The sequence below is a fragment of the Pseudonocardia sp. GCM10023141 genome (assembly GCF_042653605.1).
This window is the reverse complement of sequence record NZ_JBHSIR010000065.1, coordinates 18,805-36,478: the sequence shown is the minus strand read 5'-3', so window position 1 is coordinate 36,478 and position 17,674 is coordinate 18,805. Positions and strand designations below refer to the sequence as shown.

General features: G+C 71.4%; 17 protein-coding genes. 5 read left to right on the top strand and 12 right to left on the bottom strand.

Annotated features, from left to right (window positions below):
• Positions 1-48: 48 nt before the first annotated feature.
• The 9 genes from der to ACFPFQ_RS36675 all read right to left on the bottom strand — a co-directional run bounded on the left by der (position 49) and on the right by ACFPFQ_RS36675 (position 8,292).
• Positions 49-1,464: a ribosome biogenesis GTPase Der gene (gene der / locus ACFPFQ_RS36715; protein ID WP_379627528.1), complete on the bottom strand. Its 1,416-nt coding sequence runs from the start codon at positions 1,462-1,464 to the stop codon at positions 49-51.
• A gap of 26 nt (positions 1,465-1,490) precedes the next feature.
• Entirely contained in the window at positions 1,491-2,153 is a 663-nt protein-coding gene (locus ACFPFQ_RS36710) for a lysophospholipid acyltransferase family protein (protein WP_379627335.1), read from the bottom strand.
• Entirely contained in the window at positions 2,150-2,821 is a 672-nt protein-coding gene (cmk, locus tag ACFPFQ_RS36705; protein WP_379627526.1) for a (d)CMP kinase, read from the bottom strand. The genes ACFPFQ_RS36710 and cmk overlap by 4 nt, the downstream gene beginning before the upstream one ends.
• A 184-nt stretch (positions 2,822-3,005) precedes the next feature.
• The gene (gene aroH / locus ACFPFQ_RS36700; RefSeq protein WP_379627334.1) at positions 3,006-3,368 is read right to left on the bottom strand and encodes a chorismate mutase; all 363 of its coding nucleotides are present in this window, start codon (positions 3,366-3,368) and stop codon (positions 3,006-3,008) included.
• Positions 3,369-3,371: 3 nt separating this feature from the next.
• Entirely contained in the window at positions 3,372-4,157 is a 786-nt protein-coding gene (locus tag ACFPFQ_RS36695; protein ID WP_379627332.1) for a pseudouridine synthase, read from the bottom strand.
• 20 nt (positions 4,158-4,177) lie between these two features.
• Positions 4,178-4,870, bottom strand: coding sequence for an SMC-Scp complex subunit ScpB (scpB, locus tag ACFPFQ_RS36690; protein ID WP_379627330.1), 693 nt, complete (start codon positions 4,868-4,870; stop codon positions 4,178-4,180).
• A gap of 10 nt (positions 4,871-4,880) precedes the next feature.
• Positions 4,881-5,741 (bottom strand): segregation and condensation protein A, encoded by an 861-nt coding sequence (locus ACFPFQ_RS36685; protein ID WP_379627328.1) that lies wholly within the window; start codon positions 5,739-5,741, stop codon positions 4,881-4,883.
• A 25-nt stretch (positions 5,742-5,766) separates the two neighbouring features.
• Positions 5,767-6,657: a ParA family protein gene (locus tag ACFPFQ_RS36680; protein ID WP_379627326.1), complete on the bottom strand. Its 891-nt coding sequence runs from the start codon at positions 6,655-6,657 to the stop codon at positions 5,767-5,769.
• Positions 6,658-6,858: 201 nt separating this feature from the next.
• Complete coding sequence (locus tag ACFPFQ_RS36675; protein WP_379627324.1) at positions 6,859-8,292, bottom strand: lipopolysaccharide biosynthesis protein; 1,434 nt, start codon at positions 8,290-8,292, stop codon at positions 6,859-6,861.
• Positions 8,293-8,641: 349 nt separating this feature from the next.
• Here ACFPFQ_RS36675 and ACFPFQ_RS36670 point away from each other — a divergent pair, with 349 nt between their 5' ends.
• Genes ACFPFQ_RS36670 through ACFPFQ_RS36650 form a run of 5 tightly spaced genes read left to right on the top strand, consistent with a single transcriptional unit; the run spans position 8,642 to position 13,620 of the window.
• Positions 8,642-9,760, top strand: coding sequence for a Gfo/Idh/MocA family protein (locus ACFPFQ_RS36670; RefSeq protein WP_379627323.1), 1,119 nt, complete (start codon positions 8,642-8,644; stop codon positions 9,758-9,760).
• Entirely contained in the window at positions 9,757-10,773 is a 1,017-nt protein-coding gene (locus tag ACFPFQ_RS36665) for an NAD-dependent epimerase/dehydratase family protein (RefSeq protein WP_379627321.1), read from the top strand. Before ACFPFQ_RS36670 ends, ACFPFQ_RS36665 begins: the two co-directional genes overlap by 4 nt.
• An 8-nt stretch (positions 10,774-10,781) precedes the next feature.
• Entirely contained in the window at positions 10,782-11,906 is a 1,125-nt protein-coding gene (locus ACFPFQ_RS36660) for a DegT/DnrJ/EryC1/StrS family aminotransferase (protein WP_379627319.1), read from the top strand.
• Positions 11,903-13,042 carry a DegT/DnrJ/EryC1/StrS family aminotransferase gene (locus tag ACFPFQ_RS36655; protein WP_379627317.1) on the top strand — a complete coding sequence of 380 codons (1,140 nt, stop codon included), beginning with the start codon at positions 11,903-11,905 and terminating at the stop codon, positions 13,040-13,042. The genes ACFPFQ_RS36660 and ACFPFQ_RS36655 overlap by 4 nt, the downstream gene beginning before the upstream one ends.
• Positions 13,039-13,620, top strand: a complete 582-nt coding sequence (locus tag ACFPFQ_RS36650; RefSeq protein ID WP_379627315.1) for an acyltransferase — start codon at positions 13,039-13,041, stop codon at positions 13,618-13,620. Before ACFPFQ_RS36655 ends, ACFPFQ_RS36650 begins: the two co-directional genes overlap by 4 nt.
• 75 nt (positions 13,621-13,695) lie before the next feature.
• On the opposite strand, the gene ACFPFQ_RS36645 is transcribed toward ACFPFQ_RS36650, so the two are convergent.
• From ACFPFQ_RS36645 to ACFPFQ_RS36635, 3 genes are read right to left on the bottom strand one after another with little or no spacing between them, the layout of a single operon-like run.
• Entirely contained in the window at positions 13,696-15,069 is a 1,374-nt protein-coding gene (locus ACFPFQ_RS36645; RefSeq protein ID WP_379627313.1) for a glycosyltransferase, read from the bottom strand.
• Entirely contained in the window at positions 15,066-16,211 is a 1,146-nt protein-coding gene (locus ACFPFQ_RS36640; RefSeq protein WP_379627311.1) for a glycosyltransferase family 2 protein, read from the bottom strand. Before ACFPFQ_RS36640 ends, ACFPFQ_RS36645 begins: the two co-directional genes overlap by 4 nt.
• Before the next feature lie 38 nt (positions 16,212-16,249).
• Positions 16,250-17,500, bottom strand: coding sequence for a lipopolysaccharide biosynthesis protein (locus ACFPFQ_RS36635; protein WP_379627310.1), 1,251 nt, complete (start codon positions 17,498-17,500; stop codon positions 16,250-16,252).
• Positions 17,501-17,674: the final 174 nt, after the last annotated feature.

Here is a 17,674-nt window from a genome sequence, read left to right as displayed (position 1 = left end):
GCCACTTGGGCTACTCGCGGTCCGCATTTGCTGCACGAACGGCCCGATCTACTTGCGGGCGCGCTTCTCCCGCACCCGCACCGAGATCCGCACCGGGGAGCCCGGGAACCCGAACTCCTCGCGCAGCCTGCGCTCGATGAACCGCCGGTAGCCCGCCTCCAGGAAGCCGCTCGTGAAGAGCACGAACGTGGGCGGCCGGGTGGCGGCCTGCGTCGCGAAGAGGATCTTGGGCTGCTTGCCGCCGCGCACCGGCGGCGGGGTGGACGCCACGACGTCCGACAGCCAGCCGTTGAGCTGACCGGTGGGAATGCGCTTGTCCCAGGACGAGAGCGCGGTGCGCAGCGCCGGCGCGATCTTCGTGACGGAGCGGCCGGTGAGCGCCGAGACGTTGACGCGCTCTGCCCACTGGACGCTGATCAGGTCGCGCTCCAGCTCGCGCTTCATCGCGGTGCGGCGGTCCTCGTCGACGAGGTCCCACTTGTTGAAGACCAGCACCAGCGCGCGCCCGGCGTCCACGGCCATCGTGATGACGCGCTGGTCCTGCTCGGCGATCGGCTCGCTCGCGTCGATGAGCACCACCGCGACCTCGGCGGACTCGATCGCGGCCTTGGTGCGCAGGCTGGCGTAGTACTCCATGCCGCTGGCCATCTTGACGCGCTTGCGCAGGCCCGCGGTGTCGACGAAGCGCCAGACCTCGTCGTCGAGCTCGACGAGCGAGTCCACGGGGTCGACCGTGGTGCCGGCGACGTCGTGCACGACCGAGCGGATCTCCCCGGAGACCTTGTTGAGCAGGCTCGATTTGCCGACGTTCGGCTTGCCCACCAGCGCAACGCGCCGCGGGCCGCCCTCACCGGACCCGAACAGCTCGCGAGGGCTCTCCGGGAGGATGTCGAGGATGGCGTCGAGCAGATCGCCCGACCCCCGCCCGTGCAGCCCGCTGACGGCACGCGGCTCGCCGAGTCCGAGGCGCCACAGCGCGGCGGTGTCGGCGACGAGCCGGTCGTCGTCGACCTTGGTGGCCACGAGCATCACCGGCAGGTCGCCGCGGCGCAGCACGCGCGCGACGGCCTCGTCGGTGGTGGTGGCGCCGACGCTCGCGTCGACGACCAGCAGCACCGCGTCGGCGGTGCGCATCGCCAGCTCGGCCTGCGCCGCGACCGAGGCCTGCAGGCCCTTGGCGTCGGGTTCCCAGCCACCGGTGTCGACGAGGGTGAAGCGCCTGCCGTTCCACAGCGCGTCGTAGGCGACGCGGTCGCGGGTGACGCCGGGGATGTCCTGCACCACGGCTTCGCGGCGCCCCAGCAGGCGGTTCACCAGCGTGGACTTGCCGACGTTCGGCCTGCCCACCACGGCGAGCACCGGCGCGGGCGCCAGCCCGACGACGTCCTCGTCGCTGCCGACGGCGAACTCGCCCTCGTCGTCGACGCTGACGAACTCGGTGGGGTCGAGCCCCAACGCGGCCATGGCCGCGTGATCCTCAGGTCCTGCGCTCACGATCTGCTCCGTACTTCATCGAGTTCTCGGACCAGCCCGGCCATGGCGGCCCGGATGGTCTCGGTGGCGGCGGTCAGGCCGGCTCGGCCCTTCGCACCGCCGACGGCGATCGGCTCCCCCACCAGCACGTCCACGCGGGGCCGGAACCGGCGGCGCCGGTCGGCGGGTCGGCGGGTGCCGCGGCACACGACGGGCACCACCGGGGCCCCGGTGGTGCGGGCCAGCCAGGCCGCACCGTGCTCGGCCGCCTCGACGTCGCCGCTGCCGCGGGTGCCCTCGGGGAACACCCCGACGACACCGCCGTCGCGCAGCACCGCCACGGCGGCCATCAGAGGTCCGCGATCGGGCGCGCCGCGACGGACCGACAGCTGCCCGATCCGCAGCAGCGTCCACCCCAGCAGGCCCGTGAACATCTCTCTCTTGATGAGGAACACCAGCCGGCGCCCCAGTAGTCCGAACAGCACCGGCCCGTCGGCGAACGAGCTGTGGTTCGCGACGAGCACGACCGGCCCGCTGCGCGGCATCTGCTCACGACCGTGGGCCCGCACCCGGAAGAACGGGACGAAGATCCAGGTGCCGAGCCAGCGGCACAGGTCGTGCAGCCAGGTCCACGATCCGGGCGGCAGTCCCGTCGAACAGGACCGGGTCGGGGCGCTCACCGCAGCAGCCCCCGCTCGTTCACCAGCTCCAGCAGGCGCACCAGCACGTCGTCGACGCTGAGGTGATCGGTGTCGAGCACGACGGCGTCGGCAGCCGCGTGCAGCGGCGAGATCTTGCGCGTGGAGTCCAGCGCATCGCGGCGCTGCACGTCGGCGAGCACCGCTGCGGTGTCACGCTCGCGCCCGGCCCTGGCGTCCTGCCGGCCACGGCGCGCGGCGCGCACGGCATCGGACGCCGTGAGGTAGACCTTCAGCGGCGCATCGGGGGTGACGACGGTGCCGATGTCGCGCCCCTCGACGACGATGCCGCCTGCCGCCACGGCATCGGCGATCAGGCGGCGCTGGTGCTCCACGAGGACGGTGCGCACGGAACCGAACGCCGACACGGCACTGACCGCACCGGTGACCTCGGGGCCGCGGATGCCGGACTCGACGTCCTCGCCCGCCAACAGGATCCCGGGACCCGCCGGATCGGTGACGGAGTGCAGCGTGCCCGCAGCTGCCACCGCGACGTCGGCGGCGGCCGGATCGGCGGGGTCGGTGCCGGAGCGCAGGACGGCCAGCGTCAGCGCCCGGTACATGGCACCGGTGTCCAGGTAGGCGGCGTCGCACTCCCGGGCCAGCCGGCGCGACACCGTGGACTTCCCGGTGCCGGAGGGTCCATCCATCGCGACGACCCCGTGCAGCTTGCCGGTCACGATCGCCGACCCCTCTCCGAGCCGCCTGCGGCCCCCGCTCGCCGCATCACCGGCCGTACGCCCGCTGGTCGCGGGCCACCGACCATCATGCCGTGTGACCGGTTCGGGCCCGACAGCGGCACGACCTGGTCATTCCGGCCCGCGGGCCGGGCGGCTACTGGGGCAGGTCGGTGCGCAGCGCCGCCGCCCCGCGCAGGTAGACGTGGCGCAGCTCGGCCCGGCTGCGGGAGGTGTCGACGTGGGCGAGCAACCGCAGCGTGCGCGGCAGCGCCCCGGGCACCGCGATCTCCGACGCGCACATCAGCGGCACGTCGGTGAGCCCGAGCAGCCGCGCCGCGTACGCGGGGAACTCCGCGGTGATGTCCGGCGTGGCGGTGAACAGGATCGAGATGATGTCGTCGGACACGAGCTCGTTGCGCTTGAGCACCGCGCGGACGAGCTCGGCCGATCCCTCCAGGATGTCGTCACGCGTGTCGGCATCCACCTGGATGGCGCCGCGGATCGCTCGAACGGCCATCGGCTACATCCCCACCGACTTGTAGAGCGACGCCACCTCGGCCCGCGTGAGCGGCCGGAACTTGCCCGGACGCTGGTTGCCCAGGTAGACCTCGCCGACGGCCGTGCGCACCAGGCGCTGCACGGGGAAGCCGACCTCGTCGAGCAGGCGACGCACCACGTGCTTGCGGCCCTCGTGGATCACCAGCTCCACCATCGACCGGCCGGCGTGGAAGTCGACGAGCTTGAACGAGTCCACCGAGGCCGGGCCGTCCTCCAGCTCGACGCCCGCCTTGAGCCGCTTGCCCAGATCGCGCGGGAGCTGGCCCAGCACCTCGGCGACGTAGGTCTTCTCGACCTCGTAGGACGGGTGCATCAGGCGGTGCCCGAGGTCGCCGTCATTGGTGAGCAGCAGCAGGCCCTCGGTATCGGCGTCGAGCCTGCCGACGTGGAACAGCCGCGCCCGGGGTGCCCCGGTGTAGTGCTCCTCGACGATGCCGCGCTCGACGATCAGATCGCCCACGGTCTCGCGGCCCATGTCGTCCGACATCGCCGAGATGATGCCCCGCGGCTTGTTCAGCGCGAAGTACATGAGGTCCTCGCGCAGCACGATCCGCGAGCCGTCGACGTGCACGACCGCCGTGTCGGGGTCGACGCGCCTGCCCATCTCGCGCACGATCTTGCCGTCGACGCTGACCCGGCCCTCCGCGATCAGCTCCTCGGCCGCGCGCCGCGAGGCGACGCCGGCCTGGGCCAGTACCTTCTGCAGGCGCACCCCGTCGGGGTGGGCGCTGGTCTCGTTGGTGCTCATGTCACTACTCATCCGCCAAGTCAGAGCTCATCGATCGCGTCCACGTCGGGGAGCAGCGGCGCCAGCGGCGGCAGCTCCTCCACCGACGACAGCCCGAGGCGCTCCAGGAACAGCTCGGTCGTGCAGAACAGGGTGCCCTGCGTGGCAGGGTCGAGCCCCGCCTCCTGCACCAGTCCGCGGGTCAGCAGGGTGCGCAGCACCCCGTCGCAGTTCACCCCGCGCACCGCAGCCACCCTCGCCCGCGTGACGGGCTGCCGGTAGGCGACCACGGCGAGGGTCTCGAGCGCGGCCCGCGTGAGGCGGGCGCGCTGGCCGTCGAGCAGCAGGCGCTCGACGTAGGGCGCGTAGGTGTCGCGGGTGTAGAACCGCCAGCCGTCGCCCACCCGGCGCAGGTCGATGCCGCGGCCGGTGGCCGCGTAGGACTCGGCCAGAGCCTGCAGCGCCGGCCGCACCCGCGCGACCGGCTGCCCGAGCGCGAGTGCCAGTGACTCCTCGTCGGTGGGTGCGTCCACCACGAGCAGCAGTGCTTCCAGCGCGGACGTCAGCGTGGTGTCGTCGAGCTCCGGCTCCTCGGCGACCGCCGACTCCCCCGCCACCTCCGCGCCTGCCGACGCGTCGACCGGCGCACCCGGGAGGACGGAGGCGCCGTCGATCGACTCGCCCGCATCGGATGCGGGCGCCGCCGGGCTCGGCAGGTACGGGGTGGTGCTCACGGGACGGTCGTCACTCACGATCTGTGTCGCCGCGCTCGGAGGCGGCGCTGTCGACGGGTTGCGCGTTCGGTGTCCAGCGTACTGTGAGCTCCCCGAACGACTCCGGCTGCTCCAGGTCGATGTCGCGATCGCGGAACATCTCGAGCACCGCGAGGAACCGCGCCACCACCTCGAGCGGGTTGGCGCAGTCGGCCGTCAGCTCCGCGAACGTCGCGACGCCCAGCCGCGCGAGCCGCTCCCGCAGGATCGCGGCGTGCTCGGCCACCGAGACCTTCGCCACGTGCAGGTGGTCGAGCCCGACGGTCGGCGGCGGCTTGGGCCGGAAGACCGCGGCCGCGAGGTCGGCGAACGTCGCGGGGTCGACGCCGAGCAGCACCTCGGGAAGCAGCGCCGCGAACCGCTCCTCCAGCGCCACCGAGCGCGGGAAGCGGCGCATCGCGCCGGCCTCCAGCTCCACGAACAGGCTCGCCACCTGCTTGTACGCGCGATACTGCAGCAGCCGGGCGAACAGCAGGTCACGGGCCTCGAGCAGCGCGAGGTCCTCCGCGTCCTCGACGTCGGCGTCGGGCAGCAGGCGCGCCGCCTTGAGGTCGAGCAGCGTGGCGGCGATGACGAGGAACTCGGTGGTCTCGTCGAGGTCGGCGTCGTCACCGAGGAGCTTGAGGTGGGCGATGAAGTCGTCGGTGACGGTGTGCAGCGCCATCTCGGTGATGTCGAGCTCGTGCTTGCCGATGAGCTGCAGCAGCAGGTCGAACGGCCCGGTGAAGTTGTGGAGCCGGACCGTGAAGCGCGCGGGACCGGTCGGGACCACACCCGCGGCACCGGTCTCCTCCGGCAGTGGCCCGGCGGGCTGATCGCTCAGCAGCGTCATCGCGGCACCGTCACAGATCCGGACGTCACCGTGCGATGACCTCGCGGGCCAGCAGCCGGTACGCCTCGGCGCCGTTGGAGGTGGGCGCCCAGGTGGTGATGGGCTCACCGGCCACCGTGGTCTCCGGGAACCGGACGGTGCGGTTGATCACCGACTCGAACACCAGCTCGCCGAACGCCTCGATCACGCGCTGGCGCACCTCGCGGGTGTGCAGCGTGCGGGGGTCGAACATGGTGGCCAGTATCCCGAGGATCTTCAGATCCGGGTTGAGCCGGTCCTGGACCTTCTCGATGGTGTCCATCAGCAGCGCGACGCCGCGCAGGCTGAAGAACTCGCAGGCCAGCGGGATCAGGATCGAGTCGGCGCAGGCCAGCGCGTTGATCGTGAGCAGGCCGAGCGACGGCTGGCAGTCGATCAGGATGACGTCGTAGCGGTCGAGCACCGGCTTGATCGCGCGCCCGAGCGCCTGCTCGCGGCCGACCTCGGTGACCAGCTGCACCTCTGCCGCCGACAGGTCGATGTTGCTCGGCAGCAGGTCGAGTCCCTCGACACCGGTCTCGCGGATCACGTCGTCGACCTCGACGCCGCGCTCCATGAGCAGGTTGTAGATCGTGCTGTCGAGCTCGTGCGCCTGCACACCGAGCCCGATGGAGAGCGCGCCCTGCGGGTCGAAGTCGACCAGCAGCACCTTGCGCCCGTACTCGGCCAGCGATGCGCCCAGGTTGATCGTGGACGTCGTCTTGCCGACGCCGCCCTTCTGGTTCGCGACGGCGATGACGCGAGCTGGTCCGTGCTCGGTCAGCGGAGCCGGTTCCGGCACCTTCAAGCGGTGTCTCCCCACGGGGTCGTGCTGCAGTTCGTCCGGCTCGTCCTCGGACGACTCCCGGAGAGGGGCGAAGGGCCGCGGTGTGTTCATGCGGGCTCCGGTCTGTCGCGGGCGACCCGACATACGGGCCGGTCGGGGCAGCCTAGGAGGCTTTCCGGACGACCAGCAACGCGCCCCGCCGTGTTGTGGTCTTCCCATTGACCGAATTCGGTCGATGAGCACAGGAGGTTACCGCCCGGTCGCGCTGCGTGTCCGTTCTGTGCGTCCACGGTGGAGTGATCTCCCGGCGGGTCAGGCGGCGGGCGCGCCCCGCAGGCGCTTGAGCAGCGGCAGCGCCAGCACACCCACGGCGCACAGGGCCTGCGACACCGCGTAACCGATCGCGACCGGCAGCAGCGAAGCGACATCGTGCTGGCCAGAGGCGTCGACGGCACCGGTCGGCATGAACAGCACCACGGCGATCACGAAGAACGTGCTGATGAGCTGCAGCCGGGCGAACGCGACACCCTTGTTCATCGCCTGCCGGACACCCAGCTCGTGGGAGATCACCAGCCGCGGGATCATCCCGATGAGCAGCACCCGCAGCACGGTGGACGCCTCGGCGTAGCCGGGACCGAAGATCTGCAGGCCGAAATCGGCCAGCGCGATCCCGACCAGCACCATCGGCAGGAAGATCACGAAGATCCGCTTGCGGGACGCCGCGATGTGCGCCTTGGCGCCTTCGGGGTCGCGGGCGAGCTGCGCCGAGAGCGACTGCATGAACCGCTGGGCCGCGATGTCGACCACCATCACGGCCTGCCACGCGATGAAGAAGGCCGCGCCGGGAATCGGGCCGAACCGCTGCACGACGATGACCGTGACCTGGTTGAACAGCAACACCGTGCCCCAGTGGGCCAGCGTGGTGGGGCCCAGGAACTTCGCGGCCTCGCTGCGGCTGGGCAGCCAGCCGGTGGTGGCCTTGTTCCCGAACTTGGCGGTGTAGACCCCGCCGAGCACGGCGCTGCCGACCGTGAAGACCGCGATCGGGATCACCCAGGACAGCACGATGCCCTGCGCACCGAGGCCGGCACCGAGCGCGACGAGCAGCCCGATCCGCACGAGTGCGAAGACGATGTTGCGCCAGGACGCCCACCAGGGCTTGCCGATCGCGACGAGGCTGAAGTCGTGGACGCCCCAGAGGCCCCAGCCGACCGCGGCGATGACGAACAGGAACATCCCGAACCACAGCGACCCGTCCGGACCGGCGCCGGTGCGGGCGATCTCGGGCGCGAGCAGCATGTAGATCAGGCCGACGGCCGCGCAGGCCGGGATGATCACCGCGTGGCTGCGCCAGAACAGCGCTGCCGCGCGCTTGCCGGACTTCGGCATCCACAGCATCATCGCCGAGTCGAGGTTGAGCTGGGCCACCCCGGCCACGAGCAGGAACGCCGACACGAACGCCGTGGCGTAGCCGACGGCCTCCTGCGGCATCACACGCGCCGCGATCAGCCAGCTGATCAGCCCCGCGACCGAGCCGACGGCTCCGCTGATCGACAGCGCCAGCCCGTCGGAGAGCGCCGACTTGCCCGAGGCGGCGGCGTCCTGCTGCGCACCGGCCTCCGACCCGACCGTGGGCATCGGAACCGTGAGCGGCATGTCGACCGGCACCGCGACGGTTGGCGCCTCGCCCCCCTCGTTCTCGTACACCGAGAGCGGGGTGGTGGCGTCCTGATCGGGCCGGGTCACCGCGTCACCACGACGCCGGTCGCGGCGGCGGATGGTCCACACCGGCCTGCCACGATCGGTGGAGGGACACCCGGACCGGACCTCGTGATCATGCGCGCAGTTTAAGGGCGGCCCCGCTGCGTCCCCCGGGCGGCCAGTAGCCGACCCGGGTGAGGGAACGGGCCTCCTGTGCCTGTCGTCGAAGAGCGATGCCCTCGTGCCCGAAGTCACCCCGAAGGGGGGATTGCCAGGACGCGGAAGACCTGTCGTGGTGGGCTCCGAAGCGGCTGAACAGGGCCGGGTATCGTCCACCGGGGGCCGGAGCGACCGGCAGCGGCCGATTTTCCGGCCTGGCGAGAGGTGAACATTGGTGAAGACGAGCAGCCCGATCGGGATCGCCGTCATCGGAGGCGGCTACTGGGGGCCCAACCTCGTCCGGAACGCTCAGCAGACTCCTGGCCTGCATCTCGAGTACCTGTGCGATCTCGACGTCGACCGGGCCAAGCGCGTGCTCGGTGAGTACTCCACCGTGCGGGTGGCCGGGCTCGACGAGGTGCTCGCCGATCCGGCCGTGCAGGCCGTGGCGATCGCCACACCGGCCGCCACCCACTACGAGGTGGCGATGAAGGCGCTCGAGGCCGGCAAGCACGTGCTGGTCGAGAAGCCGCTCGCGCCCACCTTCGAGGAGGGCCGCCTGCTCGTCGAGGCCGCCGAGCGCCACGGGCGCGTCCTCATGCTCGACCACACCTACTGCTACACCTCCGAGGTGCGCCACATCCGCGACCTGGTGCGCGGCGGCGAGCTCGGTGAGCTGCAGTACCTCGACTCGGTGCGCATCAACCTCGGGCTCGTCCAGCCCGACGTCGATGTGCTGTGGGACCTCGCGCCGCACGATCTGTCGATCTTCGACGCGATCCTGCCCGACGACGTGTACCCGGTGTCGGTCGCCGCACACGGCTCCGACCCCGTCGGGGCCGGCCACGCCTGCGTCGCGCACCTCACGCTGCGCCTCTCCAACGGCGCGCTGGCCCACGTGCACGTCAACTGGCTGTCCCCCACCAAGATCCGCACGTTCGTCGTGGGCGGATCCAGCCGCACCGTCATCTGGGACGACCTGAACCCGGTGCAGCGCCTGTCGGTGCACGACCGCGGCGTCGAGCGCACGAACCCGGCCGACGTCGACCCCGACGCCCGCCGCCAGACGTTCGTGTCCTACCGCACCGGAGACACCGTCTCACCCGCCCTGCCCAACCTCGAGGCCCTGCGGTCGGTGATGGTGGAGTTCGCCGCCTCAATCGCCGAGAACCGGGCGCCGCTGACCGACGGCTGGTCGGGCCTGCGGGTCCTCGCCATCCTCGAGGCCGCGTCGATCAGCCTCGCCAAGGACGGCATGTCCGTGCCGATCCGCACCGTCGAGGGCCACAGCCCCAGCGGCGGCACGATTCCGATCGAGGCCTCCCAGCGCGGCCGTGGAGAGGTGACGGTGTGAGCAACCCCGAGAACGCCACCAGCGCGGCCCAGCCGGTCGCGGGCCAGCGCATCCTGGTCACCGGCGGCGCCGGCACCATCGGCTCCACGCTGGTCGACCAGCTCGTCGCGGCCGACGCAGCCGAGGTCGTCGTCATCGACAACTTCGTCCGCGGCCGTCGCGAGAACCTCGCCGACGCGGCGCAGGCCGCGGGTGACCGGCTCGTCGTCGTCGAGGGCGACATCAACGACCAGAAGCTCATCGGCGAGCTCACCGACAGCAAGGACCTCGTGTTCCACCTGGCCGCGCTGCGCATCACGCAGTGCGCCGAGGAGCCGCGGCTGGCGCTGGAGAGCCTGGTCGACGGCACGTTCACCGTCATCGAGGCCGCGGTCGCCGCAGGCGTGAAGAAGGTGATCGCGTCGTCGTCGGCGTCGATCTACGGGCTGGCGGAGTCGTTCCCCACCACCGAGCGCCACCACCCGTACAACAACGACACCTTCTACGGCGCCGCGAAGGCGTTCAACGAGGGCATGCTGCGCAGCTTCCACGCGATGAACGGGCTCGACTACGTCGTGCTGCGCTACTTCAACGTGTACGGCCCGCGGATGGACACCCACGGCGTCTACACCGAGGTGCTGATCCGCTGGATGGAGCGCATCGCCCGCGGCGAGTCGCCCCTGATCTTCGGCGACGGCAAGCAGACGATGGACTTCGTGCACGTGCACGACATCGCCCGCGCCAACATCCTCGCCGCGCAGGCCGACACCACCGACTCGGTCTACAACATCGCCACCTCGGCCGAGGTCAGCCTGGCCGACCTCGCGTCGGCGCTGCTGGCGGCGATGGACTCCGACCTGCAGCCGGAGTTCGGCCCGGCCCGCGCGGTCAACGGCGTCACCCGCCGCCTCGCCGACATCACGGCCGCCGCGAAGGACCTCGACTGGCACCCGGAGATCACCCTGGACGCGGGCCTGCGTGGCCTGGTCGAGTGGTGGAAAGCCGAGAACGCCGCCACGGCGGGCCGCGCATGATCCCGGTCATGAAGCCCCTCCTCGGTGAGGAGGAGGCCGCCGCCGTCGCCGACGTCGTCCGCTCCGGCTGGGTGGCGCAAGGGCCGCGCGTCGCGGAGTTCGAGCGCGCCTTCGCCGCGTACGTGGGCGCCGAGCACGCCGTCGCCACGTCGAACTGCACCACGGCGCTGCACCTGAGCCTCTACGTCCTCGGCCTCGAGCCGGGCGACGAGGTGATCTGCCCGTCGTTCTCGTTCATCGCCACGGCCAACGTCATCCGCTACGTCGGCGCGGTGCCGGTGTTCGCCGACGTCAGCCCGGAGTCGGGCAACCTGACGCCGGAGGCGGTCGCCGCCGCGATCACGCCGCGCACCCGCGCGGTGCTCGCGGTGCACCAGGGCGGCCAGCCCGCCGACATCGCGGCACTGCGCGCGGTGTGCGGCGACATCCCGATCGTCGAGGACGCCGCCTGCGCCGCCGGTTCCACGCTGCGCGGGCGCTCCGTCGGTGAGGGTGCGCTGCTCGCCGCGTGGTCGTTCCACCCGCGCAAGCTGCTCACCACCGGTGAGGGCGGGATGATCACCACCGACGACGCCGACCGCGCGGCGCGCATGCGCAGGCTGCGCGAGCACGGCATGAGCATGTCGGCCGCCGATCGGCACGCGGCCGGTGGTGTGGTGCTGGAGTCGTACGAGGAAGTCGCGTTCAACTACCGCATGACCGACATGCAGGCCGCGGTCGGACTCGTGCAGCTGGGCAGGCTCCCCGGGATCGTCGCGCGCCGCCGCGAGATCGCGGCGCGCTACACCGAGCTGCTCGAGCCGCTCGGGCTGCGCGTCGTGCGCGATCCCGAGCACGGCACCAGCAACCACCAGTCCTTCTGGGTGGAGCTGCCCGAGGGCGCGCCCGCCACCGTCGACGTGCTGGGTTCGCTCGCCGCCGCCGGCGTCTCCGCCCGCCGCGGCATCATGGCCGCGCACCTGGAGCCCGCCTACGCCGGGCACCCCCACGGGCCGCTCCCGGTCACCGAGCACCTCACCACCCGCACGGTGATCCTCCCGGTCCACCACGAGATCACCGAGGCCGACCAGCAGACGGTCGTGGCGGCGCTGGCCGCGGCGCTGCGCCTCCAGACCGCAGGAGTTCCGCGTTGACCACCCCTGAGTCGAACCCTGAGTCGAACCCTGTCGAGGCCGTTCCGTTCCTCGACCTGGCCACCCCCCACTCGGAGATCGCCGACGAGGTGAGCGCGGGCTGGGCCGAGGTGCTCGCCAAGACCGCGTTCGTCGGAGGTCCGCAGGTCAAGGCGTTCGAGGCGGAGTACGCGGCCTGGTCGGGTGTGCAGCACGTCGTCGGGCTCGGCAACGGCACGGACGCCATCGAGCTGGCGCTGCGCGCGCTGGGCCTCGGCCCCGGCGACGAGGCCATCCTGCCGGCCAACACGTTCATCGCCACGGCCGAGGCCGTCGCGCGCTCGGGCGCCACGCCGGTGCTCGTCGACGCCGATCTCGACACCGCGCTGATCAACGTCGAGGCCGCCGCCGCCGCGGTCACCGACCGCACCCGCGCGGTGCTGCCCGTGCACCTCTACGGCCAGACCGCGGCCGTCGAGCAGCTCCGGGCGCTGCTCCCGGAGCACGTGGCGATCCTCGAGGACGCCGCGCAGAGCCAGGGCGCGAAGCGCAACGGGGTGTCGGCAGGCAAGCTGGGCGACATCGCCGGCACGAGCTTCTACCCGGGCAAGAACCTCGGCGCCTACGGCGATGCGGGCGCGGTCCTCACCGACCGCGACGACCTCGCCGCCGCCGTCGGGCTGCTGCGCGACCACGGCTCGCCGCGCAAGTACGAGCACGCCGTGCTCGGTTTCAACAGCCGCCTCGACACGCTGCAGGCCGTGGTGCTCTCGGCCAAGCTGCGCCGCCTCGACGGCTGGAACGCCAACCGTCGCGCTGCCGCCGACCGGTACGCGGCGCTGCTCGCCGGCGTCGACGGCGTCGTCGCCCCGACGGTGCTGGCGGGCAACGAGCCGGTCTGGCACCTCTACGTCGTGCGGGTGCAGGAGCGCGACCGCGTCCTCAAGGAGTGCCACGCCAACAAGATCGGCGCGAGCATCCACTACCCCACGCCCGTGCACCGTACCGAGGCGTTCGCGAACCTCGGCAAGGGTGCGGGCTCGTTCCCGGTCTCCGAGCAGCTCGGCGAGGAGATCCTGTCGCTGCCGATGTTCCCGAACATCACCGCCGCGCAGCAGGAGCGCGTCGTGTCGGTGCTGGCGGACGCGGTCAAGTGACCGGAACCGAGACCGGCGTCCGCGTTCACCCGCAGGGTCTCTGCGAGAGCGACGACGTCGGTGTCGGCACGCGCGTGTGGGCGTTCGCGCACGTGCTGCCGGGAGCGCGGATCGGGCGCGACTGCAACATCTGCGACTGCGCCTACGTCGAGGGCGGCGCCACGCTGGGCGACAACGTCACCGTGAAGAACGGCGTGCTCGTCTTCGCGGGCGTCACCTGCGAGGACAACGTGTTCCTCGGCCCGAACATGCTGTTCACCAACGACCTGCGTCCGCGGGCGGCCATCAAGCGCGGACCCGAGGCGCTGCTGCCCACACTGGTGCGCAGTGGTGCCACCCTCGGTGCCGGCGTGATCGTGGTGTGCGGCACCGAGATCGGCGAGAACGCCTTCGCCGCCGCGGGTGCCGTCATCACCAAGGACGTACCCGCGCACGCCTTCGTCGCGGGCAACCCGGCGCGGCTGAAGGGCTGGGTCTGCGCCTGCGGCGACCGCCTCGACGACGCGCTGGTCTGCATCGACTGTGGCACCCGGCACGAGCAGGTCCCCGGCGGCGGGGTGCGCGCCGTACGGGCCTGAGGCTCTGAACGCGGAACGGGCCGCGGCCGACGGGGTTCACCCGTCGGCCGCGGCCCGTTCTCGTTGCGGGGACGCTCAGTCCGAGCGTTCGCGCTTCACCCGGCGGTTGGCGCGGCGGGCCTGCGCGTACAGGAACGGCCCGGCGGCGTAGCCCATGAACTCGACCATCGCGGCACCCTTGGGGAACTCGACCTTCTCCCCGAGCGCGGCCTTGGTCTCCGAGCGGATCGCGATGATGCGGCCGAACCCGGCCGGGATCCGGCGGACGACCTCCCACCGCGTCGACCTGCGCATGAGGCACTTGGTGATGAAGGCCGCGAACCCGGTGCCGTAGCCGTAGAGCTGGCGCAGCAGCTCGTCATGCCCGACGCGGTGGTGGTGCCACACGATGGCCGAGGGCTCGTAGACGATGGCGCGGTGGTTGAGGAGCGTGTTGACGAACGCGTCCAGATCCTCGCCGCCCCGGGTGCGCGCGCCGGCACCCAGCGCCTCGTCGAACCCCTCCGAGGTGTGCAGCAGCGAGCGGTCGAAGGCGAAGTTGGCGCCCGTGCCGAAGACGCCTGCGGAGAAAGGGTAGAGGGGACTGCCCTTCTTGCCCTCCTCGAGCTGGAAGACCTGCGGCTGGATGCGCATCGACCACGACGCCGCGCGGGCGTCGAAGTACGCCTCGGCCGACGTGCTCATGCTCGCGCTGCAGACCAGGCCGGTGACGCAGCCGACGTCGGTGCGGCGGCCGAAGCCGCGCACGATGCCCTCGACCCACTGCGGGTCGACCGACACGTCGTCGTCGGTGTAGGCCACGATCGCGCCCCGCGCCTCGCCGAGGCCCTTGTTGCGGGCGTAGGACAGCCCGGCCTGGGGCTCGACCACGTACCGGAACCGATCGTCGGCCGCCATGACCTTCTCGACGACCGCCCGCGTGGAGCCGTCGCTCGGCGCGTTGTCGACGACGATGACCTCGAGCCGCGGGTACGTCAGCGCCCGCAGGCTCGCCAGGCACCGGGGCAGCATCTCGCTGCGGTTGTGCGTGCAGACCACGATCGACACGAAGCTGTCGGCCACGACGCGGCTGGGGCAGCCGTCGGTGGGCCCGGGCAGCGGCAGGTCGGCGACGTGCAGGCCGTCCAGCACCGGGTGCCCCTCGCCGACCATGTGCTCGTTGATCTCGTCGGACCACTGCTTCCAGGCCAGCGCCAGCAGCTGCTCCCGGTCGACGCTGCCCCGCACCGCCGGGACCGTGGCGTAACCCAGCGGCTCACCGTGCAACCGTACGAGCGCCCGCACCTTCGCGTGCTCGGGCGACTGCGGCGCCACCGACGTGACGGCTCCGCTGCTCGCGAGCTCGATCTGGGCGCACCACGTGCCGCCGCGTTCGTCCGAGTCGCCGCTCTCCCCCGTGCCGCTTTCCTCCGCGACGAGGTCCTCGACCCGATGATCCTCGTTGATCACTGTCCTGCCACCTTCGATTTCGCGACCTCCCGAGCCCGCGCCGCCACCCGGGAGAGCCGATCCGGCAGCGGGCCGAGCCGGTGGTTGAGCGGCGTGAGGTAGGACGTCACCCTGGCCCGCAACTGCGGGACGGAGCGCCGGGCCCGCACCGCCTTCATCGTCAGCGGCAGCGCGCTGTCGCGCAGCCCGGTGGTGAGGCCCCGGTGGTAGAAGCGCCGCAGCTTCTCCACCTCCGGAGCCGCCCACGTCCGATCCTTCTCCAGCGCGAACTCGCACAGCTCCTCGAACCCCTCGGTGTCCTGCAGGAACGCCTGCGGGGCCCAGCGCAGCGCCGTACGGGCGAGCGCGCGCCGGGCCGTGGCCATGAGCTCGTCGATGCCGGGTACCGACTCGCCGGCGGACTTGCGCCATTCGTCGAAGGCCGTGGAATCGCTCTGCAGCTGGCCGGTCCAGTGCCGGCTCGGCTCCTGCGACATGTTCTGCCCGTGCACGCGGTAGAACGCGGCCCAGGGACCGGACACCTCGACGACATCGCCGATGCTGGCCAGCCGCAGCCACATCTCCATGTCGGAGCTGTACGGGACGTTCGGGTTGTACCCACCGGCGGCCCGCTGCGCGGTGTTGCGGACGATGACCTCGGGTGAGCGGGCGTTGGTGACACCACGCCGGCAGCTCATCGCGAGCCAGTCGCGGCCGGGGTACACCACCGACTTCACGTCGCGCAGCTTGCGCACGGTGGGCAGCAGATCGCCCTCGAACACCCGCACCGGCCCGAGTGCGAACGATGCTGCGGGCGTGCGCTCGAGCAGGTCGATGCCCCGATCCAGCCAGCACGGTGCGAGCGCGTCGTCGGCGGAGAGCAGCACGACGTAGTCGCCTTCGGCCTGCTGGAGACCCTCGTTGGCGGTGGCGATCAGGCCACGGTTCTGCTCGTGGCGGACCACGCGGATCCGTGGGTCGAGACGCGGCAGGGCTTCGACGACGCTCCAGGAGTCGTCCGGGGACGCGTCGTCGATCACGAGCACATCGATGTCCACGTGCTCGTTCCGAAGGACGCTCTGCACCGTCTGCGTCACGTAGCGCCCGTACCGGTAACAGGGCACGACGACGCTGACTGTCGGGCGTCTTCCAGTGGATCCCACTGCTCTCGGCCGTTCCTCTCTCGCCAGGGGTACTCGGGCTAGATCCGCGGGACCGCGGGTAGCTGGACCGTATCGGCGTCGGCAGGACTGACCAACGGCGCCGTCTCGCGGAAGACCCGGATCAGCGGGATCACCACGACGAGTGCCGAGACGATCTCGGCGATGAGGTACGCGAGCGCGACGCCGTTGATCCCCATCCGGTCCACCAGCAGGGTGGCCAGCGTGATCGTGATGACCGTGGCCCCGAGCTGGACAGCGACCACGCGTCCCATCTGCTGCCGCAGGCGCGCAGTGCTCAGGTACAGGCTCGTGATGATCAGGAACGGGATGGCGCACGCCAGCAGGCGCATGACACCGCCGCCCTCGATGGCGTAGGACGGGTCCTTCAGCAGGCCCAGCAGCCACGGCGCCACGAAGAGGAGGAACGGCACGCCCGGCACCGCCACCAGCACGCTCAGCTTCGCCGTGCGTCGCAACAGCACCGCAGCCTTCGGGCTGTCGTGCGCCACCTCGACCATGTAGGAGGACCCGATGTTCCACAGCAGCATGTTGAACGCCTCGCTCAGCATCCACGGCAGCGCGTAGTACGCGTTGGCCGTTGTGCCCAGGTGCGCCAACACGATCAGCGGCAACAGCATCGGCACGATCACGACCATCGCGCCCGTGGCGTACTCGCCGAGGAAGATCTTGAGCAGCGCCGGGCGACCGGGCAACGGAACGACATCGGCCGACGGCGGAGCGCGCCGCGGCAGGACACGTCGCACGATGATCGGGCTGACGATCAGCACCGCGACCCCGGCTGGCAGCACCCACGACAACACGATGCCGTTGTCGGGGAGCAGCTGGATGAACACGACCAGCAGCCCGAGCTTCACGAGCGCGAACAGGAGCTGCTCGAGCGGCACCCATATCGACGCGCGCAGCCCGGTGAGCACCCAGTCCTGCAGGACGAACAGCGCCAGCACGACGCACACGAGCGGGAACAGCGCCCGCTCCTCCCAGCTGTGGAACAGCTCGTCGGAGGCGAAGAACAGGGCGAACCCGGAGCCCAGCACGAGCGCGACGACCACGGCGATGCCGTACCCGCCGAGCACGAGCTTGCGGGAGCGCGTGCCGGCGCCCGCGATGAAGCGGCTGATCACGAGTCCGACGTTCTGGCTGGCGAGCACGCTCAGCAGGGTGGCGGTGGAGAGGATCACCGAGGCGCGACCGACCTCGGCGGCCGGAAGGCCCGTGGCCACGGCCCAGAACGCGAGTCCGACGAGCGCCGTGATCGCAGATGCCAGCATCAACGCAAACGCATTGCGTTCGAGGCTGGCACCGAATCGACGACCACCCATCAGTTAGGTCACCCTTTTCAGCGGTCGTGTGATTGGACATCAACATGCTACTGGCCGACCCGGTCGGGCCCGCGCGGCCCCAGTAGCTGCGACCCGTGCTCCACCACGCAGCGATCGGGCTCA

Bases quoted from the DNA above. Each gene is read 5' to 3' on its own strand.
- der (WP_379627528.1), bottom strand. From the start codon at position 1,464: ATGGCCGCGTTGGGGCTCGACCCCACCGAGTTCGTCAGCGTCGACGAC.
- cmk (WP_379627526.1), bottom strand. From the start codon at position 2,821: ATGGATGGACCCTCCGGCACCGGGAAGTCCACGGTGTCGCGCCGGCTG.
- aroH (WP_379627334.1), bottom strand. From the start codon at position 3,368: ATGGCCGTTCGAGCGATCCGCGGCGCCATCCAGGTGGATGCCGACACG.
- ACFPFQ_RS36695 (WP_379627332.1), bottom strand. From the start codon at position 4,157: ATGAGCACCAACGAGACCAGCGCCCACCCCGACGGGGTGCGCCTGCAG.
- ACFPFQ_RS36685 (WP_379627328.1), bottom strand. From the start codon at position 5,741: ATGACGCTGCTGAGCGATCAGCCCGCCGGGCCACTGCCGGAGGAGACC.
- ACFPFQ_RS36680 (WP_379627326.1), bottom strand. From the start codon at position 6,657: ATGAACACACCGCGGCCCTTCGCCCCTCTCCGGGAGTCGTCCGAGGAC.
- ACFPFQ_RS36660 (WP_379627319.1), top strand. From the start codon at position 10,782: ATGAAGCCCCTCCTCGGTGAGGAGGAGGCCGCCGCCGTCGCCGACGTC.
- ACFPFQ_RS36635 (WP_379627310.1), bottom strand. From the start codon at position 17,500: ATGCTGGCATCTGCGATCACGGCGCTCGTCGGACTCGCGTTCTGGGCC.